This window comes from Pseudomonas sp. B35(2017) (genome assembly GCF_002113645.1).
Taxonomy (GTDB): Bacteria; Pseudomonadota; Gammaproteobacteria; order Pseudomonadales; family Pseudomonadaceae; genus Aquipseudomonas; species Aquipseudomonas ekonensis.
Window position 1 is genome coordinate 2,385 of the sequence record NZ_NEIZ01000015.1, and the last position, 26,171, is coordinate 28,555.

A 26,171-nucleotide genomic window follows, 5' to 3' on the forward strand; every position below is an offset into this window, starting at 1 on the left:
ATGAATGCTGATGACTCCTTGAAACTCGCTCGCCGGTTTATCGGGTTGCCGCTGGAAAAGCGCCAGATGTTCCTCGCCGCCCTGCAACGCGAAGGCGTGGACTTTTCAAGGTTTCCGATTCCGGCCGGGGTCGAGGCCGAGGATCGCCAGGCGCTCTCCTACGCCCAGCAGCGCATGTGGTTTCTCTGGCACCTGGATCCGCAGAGCGGCGCCTACAACCTGCCGGCGGCGGTGCGCCTGACCGGGCGCCTGAACCGGCCAGCGCTGGAGCAGGCCTTCGCCAGCCTCATCGAGCGTCACGAGACCCTGCGCACCGTGTTCCGCCAGCAGGCCGACGACAGCCTGCTGCAAGTGCCGCTGCAACAGCCGCTGGAGATCCGCCGCATCGACCTGTCGGCCCTGCCGGCGGACGAGCGTGAGGTACAGGTGGCGGCCGCCGCCCAGGAACAATCGCTGCTGCCGTTCGATCTGGCCAACGGTCCGCTGCTGCGGGTGGTGCTGCTGCAACTGGGCGAGCAGGAACACGTGCTGCTGCTGACCTTGCACCACATCGTGTCCGACGGTTGGTCGATGAACGTGCTGATCGACGAGTTCTGCCGCTTCTACGACGCTCACGACCAGGGCATCGTCGCCGAACTGCCGCCGTTGCCGGTGCAGTACAGCGACTACGCACTGTGGCAGCGCCGCTGGCTGGAGGCCGGCGAGCAGCAGCGCCAGCTCGACTACTGGCTGGCGCAGATGGGCGACGAACACCCGGTGCTGGAACTGCCGCTGGACCGTCCGCGCCCGGTGCTGCCGAGTAACCTGGGCCGGCGCCTGGAGCACGTCGTCGAGGCCGGGCTGGTCGAGCAGTTGCGCGGCGTGGCCCGCCAGCACGGCGTCACCCTGTTCATGCTGTTGCTGGGCACCTTCAATGTGCTGCTGCACCGCTACACCGGGCAGACCGACCTGCGCGTCGGCGTGCCCATCGCCAACCGCAACCGCCGCGAGATCGAAGGGCTGATCGGCTTCTTCGTCAACACCCAGGTGTTGCGTGCGCAACTGGACGGCCAGACCCGCTTCGCCGACCTGCTGCGCGACCTCAAGGAAACCGCCCTCGGCGCCCAGGCCCACCAGGACTTGCCGTTCGAGCGCCTGGTCGAGGCGCTGAAGCTGGAGCGCAGCCTGAGCTACAACCCGCTGTTCCAGGTGATGTACAACCACCAGCCGGAAGTCGCCGACGTCACCGCGCTCAAGGTCGGCAACGGCCTGGAGCTGGGCGTCATCGAGTGGGAAAGCCGCAGCACCCAGTTCGACTTGAGCCTGGACACCTACGAGAAGGGCGGCCAGCTGCACGCGGCGTTCACCTACGCCAGCGACCTGTTCGATGCGCAGACCATTGAACGCATGGCGCGGCACTGGAGCGAGCTGCTGCGCAGCGTCGCCGCCGATCCGCAGCAGCGGGTCGGCGACATCGGCCTGATGCAGGCGCAGGAACACGAGCAGTTGATCCGCCAGTGGGGCCGTCATGACGCCGCATGGCCGAGCGAGCGCCCGGTGCATGAGCTGTTCGAGGCCGAAGTGGCGAAGACGCCGGACGCGGTCGCCCTGATCTTCGACGGCGAGCAACTGACCTATGCCCAGCTCAACGCCCGGGCCAACCGCCTGGCCCGCACGCTGCTGGCCGAAGGGGTCGGCCCGGAGGTGTTGGTGGGCATCGCGGTCGACCGGGGGCTGGAGCTGATCGTCGCCATCCTCGCCGTGCTCAAGGCCGGCGGCGCCTATGTGCCGCTGGATCCGCAATACCCGCGCGACCGCCTGCTGTGCATGATCGAAGACAGCGGCAGCCGCCTGCTGCTGACCCAAAGCCATCTGCTCGGGCGTCTGCCGGTGCCCGAGAACGTCCGGAGCCTGTGCCTGGACCAGGCCGAAGCCTGGCTGCACGACGAGGACGGCAACCCGCAACGCACCGTCTGGGCCGACAACCTGGCCTATGTGATGTTCACCTCCGGCTCCACCGGGCGCCCGAAAGGCGTCGGCATCAGCCATGGCGCCCTGAGCAAGCACGCCTTCGCTTCGCAGCACTACTACGGCCTGAGCGCCGCCGATTGCGCGCTGCAGTTCGCCACGTTCAACTTCGATGCGTTCGGCGAGCAACTGTTCGGCCCGCTGACTTGCGGCGCCCGCGTGCTGCTGCGCGGCAACGAGGTGTGGGACAGCGAAACCCTGTACCGCCAGATCGTCGGGCAGGGCATCACGGTGATGGACCTGACCACCGCCTACTGGAACATGATCGCCAAGGAGTTCGCCGCCGCAGGCCCGCGCGACTACGCCGCGCTGCGCCAGGTGCACAGCGGCGGCGAGGCGATGCCGCCGGAAGGCGTGCAGGCCTGGCGCGAGGCGGGCCTGGGGCACGTGAGGCTGCTCAACACCTACGGCCCGACCGAGGCCACCGTCACCGCCACCACCCTCGATTGCAGCGACTACGTCAGCGGGCAGCAGCCGCTGCCGCTGACGATGCCCATCGGCCGGCCGCTGCCGGGCCGCCATGCCTACCTGCTGGACGCCGAGGGCCAGCCGACCCCGGTCGGCGTGGTCGGCGAACTGATGCTCGGCGGCGAACTGCTGGCGCGGGGTTACTTCCAGCGCGCCGACCTGACCGCCGAGCGCTTCATCCCCGATCCGTTCTCCGCCGATGGCGCGCGCCTGTACCGCACCGGCGACCTGGCGCGCTACAACGCCCTTGGCCAGATCGAGTACGTCGGCCGGGTCGACCATCAAGTGAAGATCCGCGGCTTCCGGATCGAGCTGGGCGAGGTGGAGGCGCGCCTGCTGGCGCTGGACGCGGTCAGCGAGACTGTGGTGCTCGCGGTGCAGGGCGGCAGCAGCCTGCAACTGGTCGCCTACGTGGTGCCGGCGGACGCCGCCGTGGTCGACGCCTCGGCCGACGGCCAGGGCGCAACCCGCGAGGCGATCAAGGCGCAGCTCAAGGACAGCCTGCCGGACTACATGGTGCCGACCCAGATGGTGTTCCTGGCCGCGCTGCCCCTGAGCCCCAACGGCAAGCTCGACCGCAAGGCCTTGCCGGCGCCGGACGCCAGCCAGATGCAGCAGGCGTTCGTCGCGCCGCGCAGCGAGCTGGAACAGAAGATCGCGGCGATCTGGCAGGACGTGCTCAAGCTCGACCAGGTCGGCCTGACCGACAACTTCTTCGAGCTGGGCGGCGACTCGATCATTTCCATTCAGGTGGTCAGCCGCTCGCGTCAGGCCGGGATTCACTTCAGTCCGCGCGACCTGTTCCAGCACCAGACCGTGCAGGCGCTGGCGGCGGTGGCGCAGCAGGGCAGCGGCGGGGTGAGCATCGATCAGGGGCCGGTGACCGGCGAGCTGCCGTTGCTGCCGATCCAGCACACCTTCTTCGAAGACGACATTCCCCAGCGTCACCACTGGAACCAGGCGGTGCTGCTGCGCAGCCATCAGGCCCTGAATGCCGACGCGCTGCTGCAAGCGCTCAACGGGCTGGCGGCGCACCACGACGGCCTGCGTTCGCGCTTCGTCGAGGGCACCGACGGTTGGCGCGCCGACGTGGCGCCGGTGGCGGCCGACCCTGAACTGCTGTGGACGGCGGACGGCCTGACCGATGCCGACCTGCAAGCGCTGTACGGCAAGGCCCAGCAGAGCCTGAGCCTGCAACACGGCCCGCTGCTGCGTGCGGTGCTGGCCACCGTCGCCGACGGCAGCCAGCGCCTGTTGCTGGCGGTGCATCACCTGGCGGTGGACGGCGTGTCGTGGCGGATCCTGCTGGAGGACCTGCAACAGGCCTATCAGCAAGCGGCGCAAGGCACGGGCATCCAGCTGCCGGCCAAGACCAGCCCGTACAAGGCCTGGGGCGAGCATCTGCAGGCCTACGCCGCAACCGACGCGGTGCAGGCCGAACTGGGCTTCTGGCAACGTCAGCTCGACGGCGCCGAGCTGGCGCTGCCGTGCGACAACCCACAGGGCAGCCGCCAGAGCCGTCACGCCAAGGTTGTCCACAGCCGCCTCGACAAGCGCCTCACCCAACAGCTGCTGCAACAGGCCCCGGCGGCCTACCGCACCCAGGTCAACGACCTGCTGCTGACCGCCCTGGCGCGGGTGATCTGCCGCTGGACCGGCCACGCCGACACCCTGATCCAACTGGAAGGCCACGGCCGCGAAGACCTGTTCGACGACATCGACCTGACCCGCACCGTGGGCTGGTTCACCAGCCTGTTCCCGGTGCGCCTGACCCCGGCGCAATCCGTCGCGGCGGCGATCAAGCAGGTCAAGGAACAGCTGCGCGCGATCCCCAACAAAGGCATCGGCTTCGGCGTGCTGCGCCACCTGGGCGAGCCTTCTGTGCAGGCCAGCCTGAAAGCGCTGCCGATGCCGCGCATCACCTTCAACTACCTCGGCCAGTTCGACGGCAGTTTCGATGCCGAAGAGGGCGCGCTGTTCAGCCCGGCCGGCGAGGGCGCCGGCGGCGAGCAGAGCCCGGACGCGCCGCTGGACAACTGGCTGGGCGTAGAAGGCCAGGTCTACGACGGCGAGCTCGACCTGCGCTGGACCTTCAGCCGCGAGCAGTTCAACGAGGCGACCATCGCCCGTCTGGCCGCCGAATACGAAACCGAGCTCCAGGCCCTGATCCGCCACTGCTGCCTGCCGGAATCGATGGGCGTGACGCCGTCGGACTTCCCGCTGGCGCACATCGGCCAGGCGCAGTTGGACGCGATCCCGGTGCCGGCCGCCGCCATCGAAGACCTCTATCCGCTGTCGCCGATGCAGCAGGGCATGTTGTTCCACACCCTGTACGAGCAAGGCACCGGCACCTACATCAACCAGCTGTGCGTGGACGTCGACGGCCTCGACCCCGAGCGCTTCCGCGCCGCGTGGCAGGCGACGATGGATGCCCACGACATCCTGCGCAGCGGCTTCATCTGGCAGGGCGAACTGCAGGAGCAACTGCAGATCATCCACCGCCGCCTCGAACTGCCGTACACGCTGCTCGACTGGCGCGAACGCGACGACGTCGCCCAGGCGCTCAAGGACTTCACCGCCGCCGACCTGGCCCAAGGCTTCGACCTGACCCGGGCCGGGCTGCTGCGCGTGACCCTGATCCGCGTTGCTTTACACCGCCATCACCTGATCTTCACCAACCACCACATCCTGATGGACGGCTGGAGCAGCGCGCAGATGCTCGGCGAGGTGCTGCAGCGTTACGCGGGGCTTGAGCCGGCGCGTCCGGTGAGCCGCTACGCCGATTACATCCAGTGGCTGCAACGTCAGGACGCCGCCGTCAGCGAAGCGTTCTGGCTGGCGCAACTGGCGGACTTCCAGGAGCCGACCGTGCTGGCGCAGGCTGCGGCGGCCGGCGGCGAGGTGCGCACCGTAAGCGGTCATGCCCTCACGCATCACGACCTCGACGCGGCGCGCACCCGGCGCCTGAACGCGTTCGCCCGTGAACAGAAAGTCACTGTCAACACGCTGGTGCAGGCCGCCTGGCTGCTGCTGTTGCAGCGCTACACCGGCAGCGCCTGCGTGGCGTTCGGCACCACCGTGGCCGGGCGTCCGGCGGAGATTGCCGGCATCGAGCAACAGGTGGGCCTGTTCATCAACACCTTGCCGGTGATCGCCGCCAGCCGTCCGGACCAGACTGTGGCCGCGTGGCTGGCCGCCGTGCAGGCGCAGAACCTGGCGCTGCGTGAGTTCGAACACACGCCGCTGGCGAACATCCAGCGCTGGGCCGGGCAGGGCGGCGAGTCGCTGTTCGACACCTTGCTGGTGTTCGAGAACTTCCCGATCTCCGAAGCGCTGCAGCACGGCACCGCCGAAGGTGTGGTGTTCGGTCCTGTGGCCAACCAGGATCAGACCCACTACCCGCTGACCTTGGGCGTCACCCTGGGCGACACCCTGGCGCTGCACATGAGCGTCGACCGGGCGCACTTCAGCGCCGCCACCGTCGAGCGCCTCAGCGCGCAACTGCTGCACCTGCTGGAGCGGTTCGCCGAATCCGGCGAGCGCCGCCTCGGCGAGATCGCCCTGGCCACTGCCGAGGAACACGCCCGGCAACAGGCCGAGAACCGGCCGCAGGCCTACCCGATGGACATCGCCGTGCATCAGCGCTACGCCCGACTGGCGGCGCAGCAGCCTGAACGCACCGCCGTGATCTTCGACGGCCAGCACTACAGCTATGGCGAACTGGATGCCCGGGCCAACCGCCTGGCCCATGAGCTGGTGGCCCGTGGCGTGGGCGCCGAAGTGCGGGTCGGCGTGGCCATGCCGCGCAGCGAAGGCCTGATCGTCGCGCTGCTGGCGGTGCTCAAGGCCGGCGGCGCCTATGTGCCGCTGGACACCAGCTACCCGCGCGAGCGCCTGGCGTACCTGATGCAGGACGCCGGGCTGGCGCTGCTGCTGACCGATTCGCGGGTGTCGGCGCAGCTGCCGGTCGGCGAGGCGCTGAGCGTGCTGGAACTGGACCGCCTCGACCTCAGCGACCGTCCGGCCCAGGCGCCGGACGTGGCGCTGGATCCGGACAACCTCGCCTACGTGATCTACACCTCCGGCTCCACCGGCAACCCCAAAGGCGTGAGCGTCACCCACGGCCCGCTGTCGATGCATTGCCTGGCCATCGGCGAGCGCTACGAGATGCGCGACACCGACTGCGAATTCCACTTCATGTCGTTCGCCTTCGACGGCGCCCACGAACGCTGGCTGACCAGCCTGACCCACGGCGGCTCGCTGCTGATCCGCGACGACAGCCTGTGGACGCCGGAGCAGACCTACAACGCGATGCTCGAACACGGCGTGACCGTGGTCGCGTTCCCGCCGGTGTACCTGCAACAGCTGGCCGAACACGCCGAGCGCGTGGGCAACCCGCCGAAGGTGCGCATCTACTGCTTCGGCGGCGACGCGGTGCCGAACGCCAGCTTCGAACGGGTCAAGCGTGCGCTGAAGCCGGAGTACATCATCAACGGCTACGGCCCGACCGAGACCGTGGTCACCCCGCTGATCTGGAAGGCCGGCCGCGATGAACCGTGCGGCGCCGCCTATGCGCCGATCGGCAGCCGCATCGGCGACCGCAGCGCCTATGTGCTCGACGCCGACCTGAACCTGTTGCCCCAAGGCATGGCCGGCGAGCTGTACCTGGGCGGCAGCGGCGTGGCCCGCGGCTACCTGAACCGGGCGGCGATGACCGCCGAGCGTTTCGTTGCCGACCCGTTCGGCCAGGCCGGCGGCGTGCTGTACCGCACCGGCGACCTGGTGCGCCAGCGCGCCGACGGCACCTTCGACTACCTGCAACGCATCGACAACCAGGTGAAGATCCGCGGCTTCCGCATCGAGCTGGGGGAAATCGAGGCGCGCCTGCAAGCCCTGGAGGGCGTGCGCGAAGCGGTGGTGGTGGCCCAGGAAAGCGGCGGCAGCAAGCGCCTGGTGGCCTACGTGGTCGGCGACGCGCAGCGGGCGGACTTCGCCGAGGGCCTGCGCGAGCAGTTGAAGGCGACGATGCCGGCGCACATGGTGCCGGCCTACGTGCTGACCCTCGAACGCATGCCGCTGACGCCCAACGGCAAGCTCGACCGCAAGAACCTGCCCAAGCCTGACGTCAGCCAATTGCAGCAGGCTTACGTGGCGCCGCAGACGGCGCTGGAGCAGCAACTGGCGACGATCTGGCAGGACGTGCTCAAGCTTGAGCGGGTCGGCCTCGGCGACAACTTCTTCGAACTGGGCGGCGACTCGATCATCTCGATCCAGGTGGTCAGCCGCGCCCGCCAGGCCGGGCTGCGCTTCACGCCCAAAGACCTGTTCCAGCACCAGACCGTCCAGGCGCTGGCGGCCGTGGTGCAGACCGGCGAACCGTTGCAGGCGATCGACCAGCGGCCGGCCAGCGGTGCGACCGCGCTGCTGCCGATCCATCAGTGGTTCTTCGCCCAACCGATCCCGGACCGGCACCACTGGAACCAGTCGGTGATGCTCAAGGCCCGCCAGCCGCTGGACGGGCAGGTGCTGGAGCAAGCGTTGCAGGCCTTGGTGGCGCACCACGACAGCCTGCGCCTGGCATTCACCGAGCAGGCCGACGCCTGGTCGGCGCAGTACCGCAGCGCGCAGGCGCAGGCGGGCGAAGCCATCCTCATCCCGGCCGAGGTCGCTGACCTTGCGGCGCTGGAGGCCTTGGGCAACCAGGCCCAGCGCAGCCTGAAGCTGAACGGCGGCTCGCTGATCCGCGCCGTGCTGGCGGATCTGGCCGACGGCAGCCAGCGCCTGTTGCTGATCGTCCATCACCTAGTGGTCGACGGTGTGTCGTGGCGGATCCTGTTCGAAGACCTGCAAAGCGCTTACCGGCAGATCCTGGCCGGCGCCGCCGTGCAGTTGCCGGCCAGGACCAGCTCGGTCAAGGCCTGGGCCGAAGCGTTGCAGGGCTATGCCGCCAGCGAGCCGTTGCAGGCCGAGCTGGGCTTCTGGCAGCAGCAGTTGCAAGGCGCGTCGGTGGCGCTGCCGTGCGACAACCCTGAGGGCGGCCAGCAGCACTGTCAGGCGCAGGCGATCCGCACGCCGCTGAGCAAAGAGCTGACCCGCCAACTGTTGCAGGAGGCCCCGGCGGCCTACCGCACCCAGGTCAACGACCTGCTGCTGACCGCGCTGGCGCGGGTGATGGTGCGCTGGACCGGCGATGACAGCGTGCTGGTGCAACTGGAAGGGCATGGCCGTGAAGACCTGTTCGACACGGTCGATCTGACCCGCACCGTCGGCTGGTTCACCAGCCTGTTCCCGGCGCGCCTGACGCCGGCCGCAGACCTGGGGGCCTCGCTCAAGCAGATCAAGGAGCAACTGCGGGCGATCCCGAACAAGGGCATCGGCTTCGGCGCCCTCGCGCACCTGGGCGACGACCACGCGCGCCAGACCCTGCAAGCCTTGCCGACGCCACGCCTGACCTTCAACTACCTGGGCCAGTTCGACGGCGGTTTCGAGGCCGAAGGCGATGCGCTGTTCGCGCCGACCGCCGAATCCGGCGGCGAAGAGGTGAACATGCAGGGCCCGCTGGGCAGCCCGCTGGCCCTGGACGGCAAAGTGTTCGGCGGCGAACTGGACCTGAGCTGGACGTTCAGCCGCGAGATGTTCGAGCCGGCGACCATCCAGCGCCTGGCCGACGACTACCTGCAAGAACTGACCGCGCTGATCGCCCATTGCTGCGACAGCTCTAACCGTGGGGTGACGCCGTCGGACTTCCCGCTGGCCTCGCTGACCCAGGCCCAGCTCGACGTGCTGGCGCCGCAGCCGCAGGCCATCGACGACATCTACCCGCTGTCGCCGATGCAGCAGGGCATGCTGTTCCACACCCTGCTCGAACACGGCAACGGCGACTACATCAACCAGATGCGCCTGGACGTCGACGGCGTCGATCCCGAGCGTTTCCGTGCCGCGTGGCAGGCGGCGATGGATGCCCACGACATCCTGCGCACCGGGTTCGTCTGGCAGGGCGACCTGGAACAGCCGGTGCAAGTGGTGCAGCGCCAGGTGGCGGTGCCGTTCCGCGTGCTCGACTGGAACGGCCGGGACGACCTCGACACGGCCCTGCAATCGCTCGCCGACGAAGAGCGTGCCCAAGGCCTCGACCTGACCCGCGCACCGCTGCTGCGTCTGGTGCTGGTGCGCACCGGGGCCGGGCGCCATCACCTGATCTACACCAACCATCACATCCTGATGGACGGCTGGAGCAGCGCGCAGTTGCTCGGCGAAGTGCTGCAGCATTACAGCGGCGACGCGGTGCCGCGTCCGGCGGGCCGTTACCGCGACTACATCGCCTGGCTGCAGCGCCAGGACGCCGCAGCGGCCGAAGCCTGGTGGCGGGCGGCGCTGGACGACCTGCAAGAGCCGACCCGCCTGGCCGATGCCATGGCGCGTCCGGCGGCGGGGTTGCCGGCCACCGGTTACGGCGATCACTACCAGGTGCTGGACGCCGGGCTGACCCAGCGTCTGGGCGAGTTCGCCCGCGCCTCGAAAGTCACCGTCAACACCGTGGTGCAAGCGGCGTGGCTGCTGCTGTTGCAGCGCTACACCGGCAAGGACTGCGTGGCGTTCGGCGCCACGGTCGCCGGGCGTCCGGCGGATCTGCTGGGGGCCGAGCAGCAGATCGGCCTGTTCATCAACAGCCTGCCGGTGATCGCCGCGCCGCGTGCGCAGCAGAGCCTGGCCGATTGGCTGGCCGCCGTGCAGGCGCAGAACCTGGCGCTGCGCGAGTTCGAGCACACGCCGCTGGCGCAGATCCAGCGCTGGGCCGGGCAGGGCGGCGAGGCCCTGTTCGACAGCCTGATGGTGTTCGAGAACTACCCGATCGCCGAGGCGCTGGAGCAGGGCGCGCCCCAGGGCCTGCGGTTCGGCCCGGTGGTCAACCATGAGCAGACCAACTACCCGTTGACCCTGCTGGTGCACCTGGGCAGCGAGCTGTCGGTGCACTTCAGCTACCAGAACGACCGCTTCGCCAGTGCCGGCGTGGCGCAGTTGGGTGCGCACCTGCAGCGTCTGCTCAGCCAGATGACCGATGCGGGCGAGCGCTCGTTGAGCGAACTGACGCTGTGCGATGTCGAGCCTGCGGACAACCGCTTCGTCACCGACCGGTGCATCCACCAGGCCATCGGCCGTCAGGTGGCCGCCACCCCGGACGCGCTGGCCGTGACCTTCGCCGAACGGCAACTGAGCTACGCGGAGTTTGACGCCCGAGCCAACCGCCTGGCGCACAAGCTGATCGAACTGGGCGTCGGCCCGGAAGTGCGGGTGGGCGTGGCGATGCCGCGTTCCGAGCACTTGCTGGTGGCGTTGCTGGCGGTGCTCAAGGCCGGCGGCGCCTACGTGCCGCTGGATCCGGACTACCCGGCCGACCGCGTGGCCTACATGCTCGAAGACAGCCGCGCGCGGGTGCTGCTGACCGAGCGGGACATCGCCGCCACCCTGACCGTGGGCGCCGGCACCGACGTGGTGCTGATGGACGAGGTCGCGCTGGACGGCTATGCCCGGGAGACGCCGCGTACGCAGGTGACGCCGGACAACCTGGCCTACGTGATCTACACCTCCGGCTCCACCGGCAAGCCGAAAGGGGTGGCGATCGCCCACCGCAACGTCATGGCGCTGATCGACTGGTCGGCGCAGGTGTACCGCCGCGAGGACATCCAGGGCGTGCTGGCGTCCACGTCGGTGTGCTTCGACCTGTCGGTGTGGGAGCTGTTCGTGACCCTGGCCAACGGCGGGTCGCTGATCATCGCCCGCAATGCCCTGGAGCTGCCGCACTTGCCGGCGCGGGACCAGGTGCGCCTGATCAACACCGTGCCGTCGGCCATCGCCGCGCTGCAGCGTGCCGGGCAGATCCCGCCGGGCGTGCGGATCGTCAACCTGGCCGGCGAGCCGCTGAAGCAGGCGCTGGTGGAGGCGCTGTACCAAACGCCGGGCATCGAGCACGTCTACGACCTCTACGGGCCGTCGGAAGACACCACCTACTCAACCTGGACCCGCCGCCGCGCCGGTGGCCAGGCGCGCATCGGCCGGGCGCTCGACCATTCCGCCAGCCATCTGCTGGACGCCGATCTGCAAGCGGTGCCCCAGGGCGTGTCGGCGGAACTGTACCTGTCCGGTGCCGGCGTCACCCGGGGCTACCTGGGCCGTGCGGCGATGACCGCCGAGAAGTTCGTGCCCAATCCGTTTGCCGGCGACGGCGAGCGCCTGTACCGCACCGGCGACCTGATCCGCCTGCGCGAGGACGGCGAGCTTGAGTACATGGGCCGGATCGACCACCAAGTGAAAATCCGCGGCTACCGCATCGAGCTGGGCGAAATCGAGGCGCGCCTGCTGGCCCAGCCGGGCGTGCGCGAGGCGGCGGTGCTGGCGGTGGACGGCGAGGGCGGCGCGCAACTGGCGGCGTACGTGGCCGCCGCGCAACTGGATCTGTCCGACGGCGAGGCGCAACGCCGACTGCGCGAGGGACTAAAGACTGGCCTCAAGTCTTCGTTACCTGACTACATGATTCCCGCGCACCTGTTGTTCCTCGAACAGCTGCCCCTGACCCCCAACGGCAAGCTCGACCGCAAGGCGCTGCCGGCGGTGGATGCCAGCCAGATGCAGGCCGCGTACGTCGCGCCGCAGTCGGAGCTTGAGCAGCAGGTCGCGGCGATCTGGCAGCAGGTGCTGTCCGTCGGACGGATCGGTCTGAACGATCACTTCTTCGAACTGGGCGGGCACTCGCTGCTGGCGGTGAATGTCGTGTCGCGAATGGCCCTTGAACTGGGGCTGAGCCTGACTCCGCAACTGCTATTCCAGCACCCCGTCCTGGGCGACTTCGTCGCTCACCTCAATACAGGAGGCGGGGCTATCAATGAACAGAAACTGAGCAAGCTGGAAGCCCTGCTTGACGATATGGAGGAGGTCTGATGGACACGAGTGTTGCTTTGAGGATTGCCAAGCGCTTTATCACTCTGCCGCTGGACAAACGTAAGCTGTACCTGGAAAAGATGCTCGAAGAGGGCGTCTCGCCGGCCAACCTGCCGATTCCGGAAACCCGTACAGGCTTCGAGGCGATCCCGCTGTCCTATGCCCAGGAACGCCAGTTGTTCCTGTGGCAGATGGATCCGCACAGCACCGCGTACCACATCCCCAGCGCCCTGCGCCTGAAGGGCGCGCTGGACGTCGCGGCGCTGGAGCGCAGCTTCAATGTCCTGGTGGCGCGCCACGAGAGCTTGCGCACCACCTTCGTCGAGCACGATGAAAAGACCTGCCAGGTGATCCACCCGCACATGCCGTTGAGCGTGTCGGTGCAGCCGTTGGCGCCGGGGCTGGACGCGGCGGCGGTGGACGCCGCCGTCAAGGCGTTCGTCGAAGGCGAGACCGCGCGCCCGTTCAACCTCCAGCAGGGCCCGCTGCTGCGGGTCGCGCTGCTCAAGGTGGCGGACGACGACCATGTCATGGCGTTGATCCAGCACCACATCATTTCCGATGGCTGGTCGATGCAGGTGCTGGTCGGCGAACTGATCAAGCTGTACGCCGCCGACACCGCCGGCCAACCGCTGACCCTGCCGCCGCTGGCGGTGCAGTACGCCGACTACGCGATCTGGCAACGGCACTGGTTGGAGGCCGGCGAACGTGAGCGGCAACTGGCGTACTGGGTCAAGACCCTGGGCGGCGAGCAGCCGGTGCTGGAACTGCCGATCGACCATCCGCGCCCGGCGGTGCAGAGCTTCCGTGGCGCGCGCCTGGACCTGAACTTGCCGACGGACCTGGCCGACGGGCTCAAGCACCTGGCGCAGCGCGAAGGCGCCAGCCTGTTCATGGTGCTGCTGGCCTCGTTCCAGGCCTTGCTGCACCGCTACAGCGGCCAGCCGCAGATCCGCGTCGGTGTGCCGACCGCCAACCGCAACCGGGTCGAGACCGAAGGCCTGATCGGCTTCTTCGTCAACACCCAGGTGCTCAGCGCCGAGGTGCACGGGCAACTGCCGTTCAACCGTCTGCTGGCCGAGGTCAAGCAAGCGGCGATGGAGGCCCAGGCCCATCAGGATCTGCCGTTCGAGCAACTGATCGAAGCCCTGCAACCGGAGCGCAGCCTCAGCCACAGCCCGGTTTTCCAGGTGATGTACAACCACCAGGCGGTCAACGACCGGGCCCAGCGCCAGAGCCAGGTGCAGCTGCCGCAACTGAGTGTCGAGGACATCGTCTGGGAGGGCCGCACCGCGCAGTTCGACCTGACCCTGGGCACCTACGAATCCAGCGAGGGCGTGGCGGCGGAACTGACCTACGCCACCGACCTGTTCAAGCCTGAAACCATCGAGCGCCTGGCCCGTCACTGGCTCAACCTGTTGCGCGGCATCGTCGCCGCGCCAAACCAGCGTGTCGGCGAACTGCCGCTGCTGGACGACAGCGAACACAAAGTGCTGCTGCAGGACTGGAACCGCGTGGTCGACCACGCCGCGCCGGCGCCGTGCGTGCACCAGCGCATCGCCTTGCAGGCCCGGCAGACGCCTGACGCCGTCGCCCTGATCGTCGGCGACGCGCAGCTGACCTACGCCGAACTGGACAACCGCGCCAACCGCCTCGCGCACAAGCTGATCGAGCTGGGCGTCAGCCCGGACCGGCTGGTGGGCATCGCGGTCGAGCGCAGCGTCGAAATGATCGTCGGCCTGCTGGCGATCCTCAAGGCCGGCGGCGCCTACGTGCCGCTGGACCCGGCCTACCCGGAAGATCGCCTGGCCTACATGATCGAGGACAGCGGCCTTGAGCTGCTGCTGACCCAATCCCACCTGCAGACGCTGCTGCCGATCCCGGCCGGCCTGGCCACCGTGCTGCTGGACGGGCCGCAGGACTGGCTGGCGGATTACCCGACATCGGCCCCTGCCGTGGCGCCGGACGCCGAACACCTGGCCTACACGATCTACACCTCCGGCTCCACCGGCAAACCGAAGGGCGTGATGGTGCGCCACGGCGCCCTGAGCAACTTCGTCGTCAGCATGGTCGGGCAACCGGGGATCGCCGCTGCCGACCGCATGCTGTCGCTGACCACGTTCTCGTTCGACATCTTCGGCCTTGAGATCTACGGCCCGCTGCTGGCCGGCGCCGCCGTGGTGCTGACCGGCAAGGACGTGCACCAGGACCCGCAGGCGGTGCTGGAGCTGATCGCCCGCCACGGCGTGAGCATGCTGCAAGCCACTCCGTCCACCTGGCGCATGCTGCTGGACAACGAACACGCCGCCATCCTCGACGGCCGCACCTTCCTCTGCGGCGGCGAGGCGCTGCCTCAGGAGCTGGCGCAGCGCATGCTGGCGCGCTCGGCGAAGGTCTGGAACCTGTACGGCCCGACCGAAACCACCATCTGGTCGGCGCTGCATCCGCTGAGCCCGGACAGCAGCCGTCCGTTCCTCGGCAAGCCCATCGACAACACCGCGCTGTACATCCTGGGCAGCGACCTGGAACTGAACCCCCTCGGCGCGCCGGGCGAACTGCTGATCGGCGGCGACGGCCTGGCCCGCGGCTACTTCCAGCGTCCGGCCCTGACCGCCGAACGCTTCGTGCCGGATCCGTTCTCCGGCACCGGCGAACGCCTGTACCGCACCGGCGACCTGACCCGCTACCGCGCCGAAGGCGTGATCGAGTACATCGGGCGGATCGACCATCAGGTGAAGATCCGCGGCTTCCGCATCGAACTGGGGGAAATCGAAGCGCGCCTGCTGGCCCTCGATAGCGTGCGCGAAACCGTGGTCGTGGCCCAGGACGGCCCGACCGGCCCGCAACTGGTGGGCTACGTGGTGCCGGCCGACGGCGCAAGCCTGGACGCCGACGGCGAGGCCGCGTTGCGCGCCGCGCTCAAGGCCAGGCTCAAGGCCGAACTGCCGGAGTACATGGTGCCGGCGCATCTGCTGTTCCTCGCGCAACTGCCGCTGACGCCCAACGGCAAGGTGGACCGCAAGGCACTGCCGGCGCCTGACGCCAGCCAACTGCAATCGGCCTACATCGCGCCGCAGACCGCCACCCAGCACACCGTGGCCGGCATCTGGCAAGCGGTGCTGAAGCTTGAGCAAGTGGGCCTTGGCGACAACTTCTTCGAGCTGGGCGGGCACTCGCTGCTGGTGACCCAGGTGGTGTCGCGGGTGCGTCAGGCGCTGAACGTGCAGGTGCCGCTGCGCACCCTGTTCGAGCACAGCACCCTGGCGGACTTCGTCGCCGCGCTCGGGGTCGATCAGGCCCGTCAGGAGCCGCCGATCGTGGCGTTGCCGCGCCTGCAACCGCTGGCGCTGTCCTACGCCCAGGAGCGTCAGTGGTTCCTCTGGCAACTGGAGCCGACCAGCACCGCCTACCACGTGCCGGCGGCGCTGCGCCTGCGCGGCGAGCTGGATCTGGCGGCGTTGCGGCGCAGCTTCGATGCGCTGATCGCCCGCCACGAATCCCTGCGCACCTGCTTTGTGGAGGAGCAGGGCCAGACCCTGCAAGTGATCCAGGCGCAGAGGGCGCTGGAGCTGCCGGTCGAGGTGATCGACGGCGGCCTGGACGACGCCGCGCTGCAAGCGTTGGTCGCCGCCGAGACCCTGCACCTGTTCGATCTGCAGAAGGGCCCGCTGCTGCGGGTCAAGCTGCTGCGCCTGGCCGCCGATGACCATGCGCTGATCATCACCTTGCACCACATCGTCTCCGACGGCTGGTCGATGGGCATCATGGTCGATGAGCTGGTGGCGCTGTACGCCGCCTACAGCCAGGGCCAAAACGTCGAACTGCCGGCGTTGCCGGTGCAGTACGCCGACTACGCCGTTTGGCAACGCCAGTGGATGGACGCCGGCGAACGCGAGCGCCAACTGGACTACTGGACCGCGCAACTGGGCGACGGCGAACAGCCGCTCCTGGAGTTGCCGACCGACCGTCCGCGTCCGCCGGAGCAAAGCCACCGCGGCGCGCGTCAGGACATCCCGCTCAGCGCGGAACTGGCCGCCGGCCTCAAGCAGGTGGCGCAACGGGAGAACGTCACCCTGTTCGCGCTGCTGCTGGCCTCGTTCCAGACCTTGCTGCACCGCTACAGCGGCCAGGCCGACATCCGCGTCGGCGTGCCGGTGGCCAACCGCAACCGGGTCGAGACCGAAGGCCTGATCGGCTTCTTCGTCAACACCCAGGTGCTGAAGGCTGAATTCGACAGCCAGCAGACCTTCCGCAGCCTGCTGCAGCAGGTGAAGAACACCGTGCTCGGCGCCCAGGCCCACCAGGACCTGCCGTTCGAGCAACTGGTGGACGCCCTGCAACCGGAGCGCAGCCTCAGCCACAGCCCGCTGTTCCAGGTGCTGCACAACCACCAGAGCCAGGCCCGCCGCGCCTCGGGTGCCACGCGCCTGGCGAAGGTCGAGATCGAAGGCCTGGGCTGGGCGTCGCACACCGCCCAGTTCGACCTGACCCTGGACACGTTCGAATCGGTGGACAACGTCTGGGCCGAATTGACCTACGCCACCGACCTGTTCGATGCCGCCACCATGGCGCGCTTCGCGCAGCACTGGACGATGCTGCTGCACGGCATCGTCGCCGACTGCGGCCAGCGCATCGCCGACCTGCCGGTGCAGGACGCCGCTGAGCGTCAGACCACCCTGGCGCAATGGAACCCGGCGCTGACCGCGTTCCCGGGCGAGCGCTGCCTGCACCGCCTGATCGAAGACCAGGCCGAGCGGGCCCCGCACGCGGTGGCCGTGACCTGCGACGGACAGGCCCTGACCTACGGCGAGCTCAACGCCCGCGCCAACCCGCTGGCGCACAAGCTGATCGCTAGTGGCGTGGGGCCAGACGTGCGCGTCGGCCTGGCGGTGGAGCGCAGCCTCGACATGCTCGTCGGCCTGCTGGCGATCCTCAAGGCCGGCGGCGCCTACGTGCCGCTCGACCCGACCTATCCGCAGGACCGTCTGGCCTACATGATCGGCGACAGCGGCATCGGCCTGCTGCTGACCCAGAGCCATCTGCTCGGCCGCTTGCCGGTGCCGGAATCGGTGCGCAGCCTGATGCTCGACCAAGAGCGCGACGGCCTGGAAGGCTACAGCGACGCCAACCCGAACGTGGACATGAGCCCGGACAACCTGGCCTACGTGATCTACACCTCCGGCTCCACCGGCCAGCCGAAGGGCACCTTGCTCGCGCACCGCAACGTGCTGCGTCTGTTCGAGGCCACCGACGCCTGGTTCGGCTTCGGTGCCCAGGACGCCTGGAGCCTGTTCCATTCCTACGCCTTCGACTTCTCCGTGTGGGAGATCTTCGGCGCGCTGCTGTACGGCGGCAAACTGGTGGTGGTGCCTTACGAGGTCAGCCGTTCGCCGGAAGACTTCTACGCCTTGCTGTGCCGCGAAGGCATCACCGTGCTCAACCAGACCCCGTCGGCGTTCAAGCAGCTGATGCAAGTGGCGTGCGCCCCGGAACACGCGGCGCTGCAACCGGCGCTGCGCTACGTGGTGTTCGGCGGCGAGGCGCTGGAGGTCAAGAGCCTGCGGCCGTGGTTCGACCGCTTCGGCGACCGCGCTCCGCAACTGATCAACATGTACGGCATCACCGAAACCACGGTGCACGTGACCTACCGGCCGATCTCGTTGGCGGATCTTTCGCGTGACGCCAGCAGCCCGATCGGCGAGCCGATCCCGGATCTGTCGTGGTACTTGCTCGACGGCGACCTCAACCCGGTGGCCAAGGGCTGCATCGGCGAGCTGTACGTGGGTCGAGCGGGCCTGGCCCGGGGCTACCTGAACCGGCCTGACCTGACCACGCTGCGCTTCATTCCCGACCCGTTCGCCGCCGACGGCGGTCGCCTGTACCGCACCGGCGACCTGGCGCGCTACCGCGCCGACGGCGTGATCGAATACATCGGGCGGATCGACCATCAGGTGAAGATCCGCGGCTTCCGCATCGAGCTGGGCGAGATCGAAGCACAACTGCTGGAGCAGGCGGCGATCACCCAGGCCGTGGTGCTGGCGCAGCCAGGCCCGAGCGGCCAGCAACTGGTGGCGTACCTGGTGCCGGCCGATGCCGCGCTGCAGGACGCCGACGCGACGGAGCAAGCTCGCTGGCGTGACGACGTGCGCGCCGCGCTCAAGGAAAACCTGCCGGACCACATGATCCCGGCGCACCTGTTGCTGCTGGCGCAGCTGCCGCTGACCGCCAACGGCAAGCTCAACCGCAGTAGCCTGCCGTCGCCGGACGCGAACCAGGCGCAGCAAGCCTACCAGGCCCCGCAAAGCGAGCTGGAGCGGCGTCTGGCCGACATCTGGCAGGACGTGCTCAAGCTTGAGCAAGTGGGCCTGAACGACAACTTCTTCGAACTGGGCGGCGATTCGATCATCTCGATCCAGGTGGTCAGCCGCGCCCGTCAGGCCGGCATCCGCCTCAACCCCAAAGACCTGTTCCAGCACCAGACCGTGCAGCGTCTGGCCCTGGTGGCGCAGATCGGCGAGGACGTGTCCGGCATCGACCAGCAAGCGGTCACCGGTGCAGCGTCGCTGCTGCCGATCCAGCAGCAGTTCTTCGAGGATGACATCCCCGAGCGTCACCACTGGAACCAGTCGGTGCTGCTCAAGCCGCGTCAGCCGCTTCAGGCCGACAAGGTCGAGCAGGCGCTGCAGGCCCTGGCGGTGCATCACGATGCCCTGCGCCTGAGTTTCCGCCGGGAGGGCGAGGCCTGGCAGGCCGAGCACCTGGCGGTGGAGGCTCTGCCGCAAGCCTTGCTCTGGCAGGAAGACATCGCCGACATCGCGGCGCTCGAAGCCCTGGGCAACCGTGCCCAGCGCAGTCTTGACCTGCAAGACGGCCCGTTGCTGCGCGCGGTGCTGGCCACCCTGGCCGACGGCAGCCAGCGTCTGTTGCTGGTGATCCATCACCTGGCGGTGGACGGCGTGTCGTGGCGGATTCTGTTGGAAGACCTGCAGAACGCCTACCGGCAAGCGGTCGACGGCCAGACGCCGGAACTGCCGGCCAAGACCACGGCGTTCAAGGACTGGAGCGCGCACTTGCAGCGCTACGCCAACGGCCCGGTGCTGCAGCAGGAACTGGCCTACTGGCAGGCCTGCCTCTGCGGCGCCGCCACCGACCTGCCGTGCAAGCGTCTCGACGCCGGCCAGCAGAACCGTCTGGCGCAGACCGTGCAGACCCGCCTCAGCGCCGAGCTGACCCGGCAACTGCTGCAAGAAGCCCCGGCGGCCTACCGCACCCAGGTCAACGACCTGCTGCTGACGGCGCTGGCGCGGGTGATCGGACGCTGGAGCGGCCAGCCGTCGACACTGATCCAGCTGGAAGGCCACGGCCGTGAAGAACTGTTCGACGGCGTCGACCTGACCCGCACCGTGGGCTGGTTCACCAGCCTGTTCCCGGTGCGCCTGACCCCGGCCGAAGGGGCGGGCGAGTCGATCAAGCGCATCAAGGAGCAACTGCGCGCGATCCCGAACAAGGGCATCGGCTTCGGCGCCCTGCGCCACTTGGGCGATGCCCAGGCCCAGGCCAGCCTGCGGGCGCTGCCGAGCCCGCGCATCACCTTCAACTACCTGGGCCAGTTCGACGGCAGCTTCGAGGCCGACGACGGCGCGCTGTTCGCGCCGGCTCCGGACAACGCCGGCCTGGAGCAGAGCCCCGATGCGCCGATGGGCAACTGGCTGACCCTCAACGGTCAGGTGTACGGCGGCGAACTGAGCGTCGGCTGGACCTTCAGCGGCGAGCGCTTCGACAGCGCCACCATCGAACAACTGGCCCAGGACTACGCCGACGAACTCGCCGCGCTGATCGCCCATTGCGTGACGCCGGGCGCCGAAGGCCTGACGCCGTCGGACTTCCCGCTGGCCGGGCTGACCCAGGCGCAGCTCGACAGCCTGCCGTGGCCGGCCCAGCAGATCGCCGACATCTACCCGCTGTCGGCGATGCAGCAAGGCATGCTGTTCCACAGCCTCTACGAGCAAGCGTCCGGCGACTACATCAACCAGGTGCGCCTGGACGTCGAAGGCCTCGACCCGCAACGCTTTTGCCAAGCCTGGCAGGCGGCGGTGGACAGCCACGACATTCTGCGTACCGGGTTTGTCTGGCAGGGCGACCTGGCGCGGCCGGTGCAGGTGGTGCACAAGCAGCTGCCGATGCCGTTCCGCGTGCTCGACTGGCGCGGTCGCGACGACGCCGAAGCCGCGCTCGACGCGCTGGCGGCCGACGAGCAGGCCGAGGGCTTCGACCTCGGCCAAGGGCCGCTGCTGCGCATGGCGGTGGTGCGTCTGGATGACCGGCGCTGCCACCTGATCTACACCAACCATCACATCCTGATGGACGGCTGGAGCAACTCGCAGTTGCTCGGCGAAGTGCTTCAGCGCTACGCCGGCGAAACGCTGCCGGCGCCGACCGGCCGCTACCGCGATTACATCGAATGGCTGCAGCGTCAGGACGCCACGGTCAGCGAACGGTTCTGGACGGCGCAACTGGCCCACCTGCAAGAGCCGACGCGCCTGGCCCAGGCGATCACCGCTCCCCATGGCGACGCGCCGCGCGACGGTCACGGCGAACGCTACGTGTTCATCGACGCCGCGCAGACCCGCCGCCTGGGCGAGTTCGCCCGGCAGCAGAAGGTCACCCTCAACACCTTGATCCAGGCCGCGTGGCTGTTGCTGCTGCAACGCCTGACCGGGCAGGAGAGCGTGGCGTTCGGCGCCACCGTGGCCGGCCGCCCGACCGAGCTCAAGGGCGTCGAGCAGCAGATCGGCCTGTTCATCAACACCTTGCCGGTGATCGCCAGCCCGCGTTCAGAGCACAGCGTCGGCCAGTGGCTGCAGAGCGTGCAGGCGCAGAACATCGCCCTGCGCGAGCACGAGCACACGCCGCTGTTCGACATTCAGCGTTGGGCCGGGCAGAGCGGCGAGGCGCTGTTCGACAACATTCTGGTGTTCGAGAACTACCCGGTGTCCCAGGCGCTGGAGGAGGGCGCACCGCAGGAGCTGCGCTTCGGCGGCGTCGACAACCACGAGCAGACCAACTACCCGCTGACCCTGGCGGTGAACGTCAGCGATGAGCTGTCGCTGCACTACAGCTACCGGCGCGGGTCGTTCACCGATTCGGTGATCGAACGCCTGAGCGCGCAACTGAACAACCTGTTGTCGCAAATGGTGCAGTCGGGGGACGCCCGCCTCGGCGCCCTGGACCTGCTGGACGCCGCCGACCGCCGCTTGATGGTCGAGCAGTGGAACGCCACCGGCATCGACTATCCGCTGGAGCAGGGCGTGCACAGCCTGATCGAAGCCCAGGCTCTGCGCACCCCGGACGCCCCGGCGCTGGTGTTCGCCGGCCAGACCCTGAGCTACGCCCAGCTCAACGCCCGGGCCAACCAGTTGGCCCACGGGCTGATCGCCCGGGGCGTCGGCCCGGACGGGCTGGTGGGCATCGCGGTCGAGCGCAGCCTGGAAATGGTCGTCGGCCTGCTGGCGATCCTCAAGGCCGGTGGCGCCTACGTGCCGCTGGATCCGGAATACCCGCGCGACCGCCTCAGCCACATGATCGGCGACAGCGGCATCGGCCTGTTGCTGACCCAGCCGCATTTGCTGGCCAGCCTGCCGATCCCCGAGGGCGTGCAGACCGTGTGCCTGGAGCCTACGGGCGCGGACTTCGCCGACCTGTCGACCCACAACCCGCAGGTGCCGTACGACGCCGCCAACCTGGCCTATGTGATCTACACCTCCGGTTCCACCGGGATGCCGAAAGGCGCCGGCAACTCGCACCGGGCGCTGACCAACCGCCTGATGTGGATGCAGCAGGCTTATGGCCTGGACGCCGCCGACACCGTGCTGCAAAAGACCCCGTTCAGTTTCGACGTGTCGGTGTGGGAGTTCTTCTGGCCGCTGATGACCGGTGCGCGGCTGGTCGTCGCCGCACCGGGCGACCACCGCGATCCGGCGAAGCTGATCGCGCTGATCAACGCCGAGCGCGTCACCACGCTGCACTTCGTGCCGTCGATGCTCCAGGCCTTCCTGCAGGACGCCGGGGTGTCGAGCTGCACCGGCCTGAGCCGCATCGTGTGCAGCGGTGAAGCGCTGCCGGTGGATGCGCAGGTGCAGGTGTTCGCCAAGCTGCCGCAGGCCGGCCTGTACAACCTGTACGGCCCGACCGAGGCGGCCATCGACGTGACGCACTGGACGTGCCGCGACGAGGGCCGCGACGGTGTGCCGATCGGCCAGCCGATCGCCAACCTGTCGACCTTCATCCTCGACAGCGGGCTCAATCCGCTGCCGGCGGGCGTGGCCGGCGAGCTGTACCTGGGCGGCGTGGGCCTGGCCCGCGGCTACCACCGCCGGCCGGGACTGAGCGCCGAGCGTTTCGTCGCCAGCCCGTTCGGCGCCGGCGAGCGCCTGTACCGCACCGGCGACCTGGCGCGCTACCGCGCCGACGGCGTGATCGAGTACGTCGGCCGGATCGACCATCAGGTCAAGCTGCGCGGCCTGCGCATCGAGCTGGGCGAAATCGAGGCGCGGCTGGTGGAACACACCGCCGTGCGCGAAGCCGTGGTGGTCGCCCGTGACGTGCTGGGCAGCCAGCAACTGGTGGCCTACCTGGTGCCGAGCGATCCGGCGACCGTGGACGCCGCCGAGGCCGTGCGCAACGCGCTGCACGACAGCCTGTCGGACTGGCTGGGCGCGAGCCTGCCGGACTACATGGTGCCGGCGCACCGGGTCTGGCTGGCGCAGATGCCGCTGAGCCCCAACGGCAAGCTGGACCGCAAACGCCTGCCGGCCCTGGAATTCTCGGCGGCGCAGCACCACGTCGAGCCGTCCGGTGCGGTGGAGCAGGCGCTGGTGGACATCTGGAAAGAGGTGCTGGGCCTTGAGCGGGTCAGCACCACCGACAGTTTCTTCGCCTTGGGCGGCGATTCGATCGTCTCGATCCAGGTGGTCAGCCGCGCCCGTCAGCAGGGCATCGAACTGAGCCCGAAAGACCTGTTTCAGCAGCCGACCATTCAGCAACTGGCCCTGCGTGCCCAGGCCGCCGAAGGCACACCTGCGCCGCAGACCGCGCTGGTGGACATGCCGCTGCATGGCCTGAGCGAGGCTCAGGTCGCCGCGCTGCCGTTGCCGCAAGGCCGGCTCGATGGCCTGTACCGGTTGTCGCCGATGCAGCAGGGCATGCTGTTCCTGGGCCTGAACTCGCCGGAAGCCGACCTGTACATCAACCAGGTGAGCATTCCGGTGCAGGGTCTTGAGCCTGCGCGGTTCAAGGCCGCGTGGGAGGCGGTGAGCCGCCGCCACGACATCCTGCGCACCGGTTTCCTCTGGCAGGACATGGCCGAACCGCTGCAGTTCGTGCTGGCCGATCCGCAGTTGCCGGTCAGCCTGCTCGATTGGCGCGACCAGGACCATTCTGAAGCGGCCTTGCAGGCGCTGGCCGCCGACGAGCGGGCCAAGGGCTTCGACCTCGACCGTCCGCCGCTGCAACGCCTGACGCTGGTGCGGGTGGGCGAGGACAGCCATCAGCTGATCTGGACCTATCACCACATCCTGATCGACGGCTGGAGCAGTTCGCAGCTGATCGGCGAGGTGCTGAGCCAGTACTCCGGCCAGCCGCTGGCTGCGGCCGTGCCTTACCGTCGCTACATCAACTGGCTGCAACAGCAGGACGCCAACGTCAGCGAAGGCTTCTGGCGCGGGCACCTGAGCCTGCTCGACGAACCGACGTACCTGGCCGACACCGTGGCGCGCACCGGCGAGGGGCGCGGTCACGAGGCGCTGTACAGCCGACTGGGTGAAGCCCGCACCGAACGGCTCAAGGCATTTGCCCAGGCCCAGCAGGTCACCCTCAACACCCTGGTGCAGGGCGCGTGGCTGATGCTGCTCAGTCGCTACAGCGGCCAGCGCACCGTGACGTTCGGCGCCACCGTGGCCGGACGGCCGGCGAGCCTGCCGGCGTCGGAGTCGATCCTGGGCCTGTTCATCAACACCTTGCCGGTGATCAAGGACGTGCCGGCCGAACAGGCGGTGGGCCCGTGGCTGCGCGATCTGCAGGACTTCAACCTTGAAATGCGCGAGCGCGAGTACACGCCGCTGTCCGACGTCCAGCGTTGGGCCGGGCGCACCGGGCAGTCGCTGTTCGACAGCATCATCGTGTTCGAGAACCATCCGATCGACCAGGCGCTGCGCGAGTGGCGCGACGATTCGCTGACGTTCGGCGAGAGCGACAGCGCCGGCCTGACCAACTTCCCGATGGACCTGATGGTCACGCTCGAAGACGGTCTGGTGATCGAATACATGTTCCTGCGCGAGCACTTCGACCGGGCGACCGTGGAAGGCATCCGCAGCGACATGGAAGGGCTGCTGGAAGCGTTGGCGCATGACGCCGCGCAACCGCTGGGCCGCATCGGTCTGCCGACCGCCCAGGCTGTGGCGCCGGCCGAAGCCGCGCCACAACCGCCGGCACCGGCGGTGCATGAGCGCATCGCGCAGTGGGCGGTCCAGCGCAGCGAGCAGACCGCCGTGGTCTTCAATGACCAGGCCTTCAGCTACGGCCAGATCGAGGCCCGGGCCAACCGCCTGGCCCATGCGCTGATCGCCGAAGGCGTCGGCCCGGAAGTGCGGGTCGGCGTGGCGCTGCCGCGCAGCGAAAACATGATCGTCGCCCTGCTGGCGGTGCTCAAGGCCGGCGGCGCCTATGTGCCGCTGGACGCGACGTACCCGCGTGAGCGCCTGAGCTACCTGATGCGCGATTCGGGCATCGCGTTGCTGCTCAGCGATTCGGGCCTGCGGCAGGTGATGCCGGTGCAGGACGGCCTGCGGGTGCTGGAGCTGGATCGCCTGGCGCTGGGCGACCGGCCGGACCGCGCGCCAAAGGTCGCGGTGCAGCCGGGCAACCTGGCCTACGTGATCTACACCTCCGGCTCCACCGGCCTGCCCAAGGGCGTCGGTGTCGCCCACGGGCCGCTGGCGATGCATTGCCGGGCCATCGGCGAGCGCTACGAGATGAGCGAAGCGGACTGCGAGCTGCACTTCATGTCGTTCGCCTTCGACGGCGCCCATGAGCGCTGGCTGACCACGCTGACCCACGGTGCGCGCCTGCTGATCCGGGACGACAGCCTGTGGACCGCCGAGCAGACCTACAACGCGATGCACCGGCACGGCGTGACCGTGGCGGCGTTCCCGCCGGTCTACCTGCAGCAGTTGGCCGAACACGCCGAGCAGGACGGCAACCCGCCGCCGGTGCGCATCTACTGCTTCGGCGGCGACGCGGTGCCGGTGGCGAGCTTCGAACTGGCCAAGCGCGCGCTCAAGCCGCAGTACATCATCAACGGCTACGGCCCGACCGAAACCGTGGTCACGCCGCTGATCTGGAAGGCCGGCGCGCAGGATGTGTGCGGGGCGGCGTACGCGCCGATCGGCAGCGTGGTCGGTGAGCGCAGCGGGTATGTGCTCGACAGCGACCTCAACCGCTTGCCGGTCGGGGTGGCGGGCGAACTGTACCTGGGCGGCGCGTTGGCCCGGGGTTACCTGGGACGCGCCGGCGGCACCGCCGAGCGCTTCGTGGCCAACCCGTTCAGCGCCGACGGCAGCCGTCTGTACCGCACCGGCGACCTGGTGCGCCAACGGGCGGACGGCACCGTCGACTACCTGGGCCGGATCGACCATCAGGTGAAGATCCGCGGTTTCCGCATCGAGCTGGGTGAGGTCGAGGCGCGGCTCAAGCAACTGCCGGGC

At 68.9% G+C, this 26,171-nt stretch carries 2 protein-coding genes (1 of these 2 only partly in view); both read left to right on the forward strand.

The window, feature by feature from the left end:
- Positions 1 to 12,411, forward strand: a complete 12,411-nt coding sequence (locus tag CAG41_RS21210; RefSeq protein ID WP_085707447.1) for a non-ribosomal peptide synthetase — start codon at positions 1 to 3, stop codon at positions 12,409 to 12,411.
- Positions 12,411 to 26,171, forward strand: partial view of a non-ribosomal peptide synthetase gene (locus CAG41_RS29035; protein WP_085707448.1) — the 5' portion only. Its footprint extends 1,311 nt past the window's final position; 13,761 of the gene's 15,072 nt are visible here — the first part of the coding sequence; it begins with the start codon at positions 12,411 to 12,413; its stop codon lies beyond the right edge, outside the window. The genes CAG41_RS21210 and CAG41_RS29035 overlap by 1 nt, the downstream gene beginning before the upstream one ends.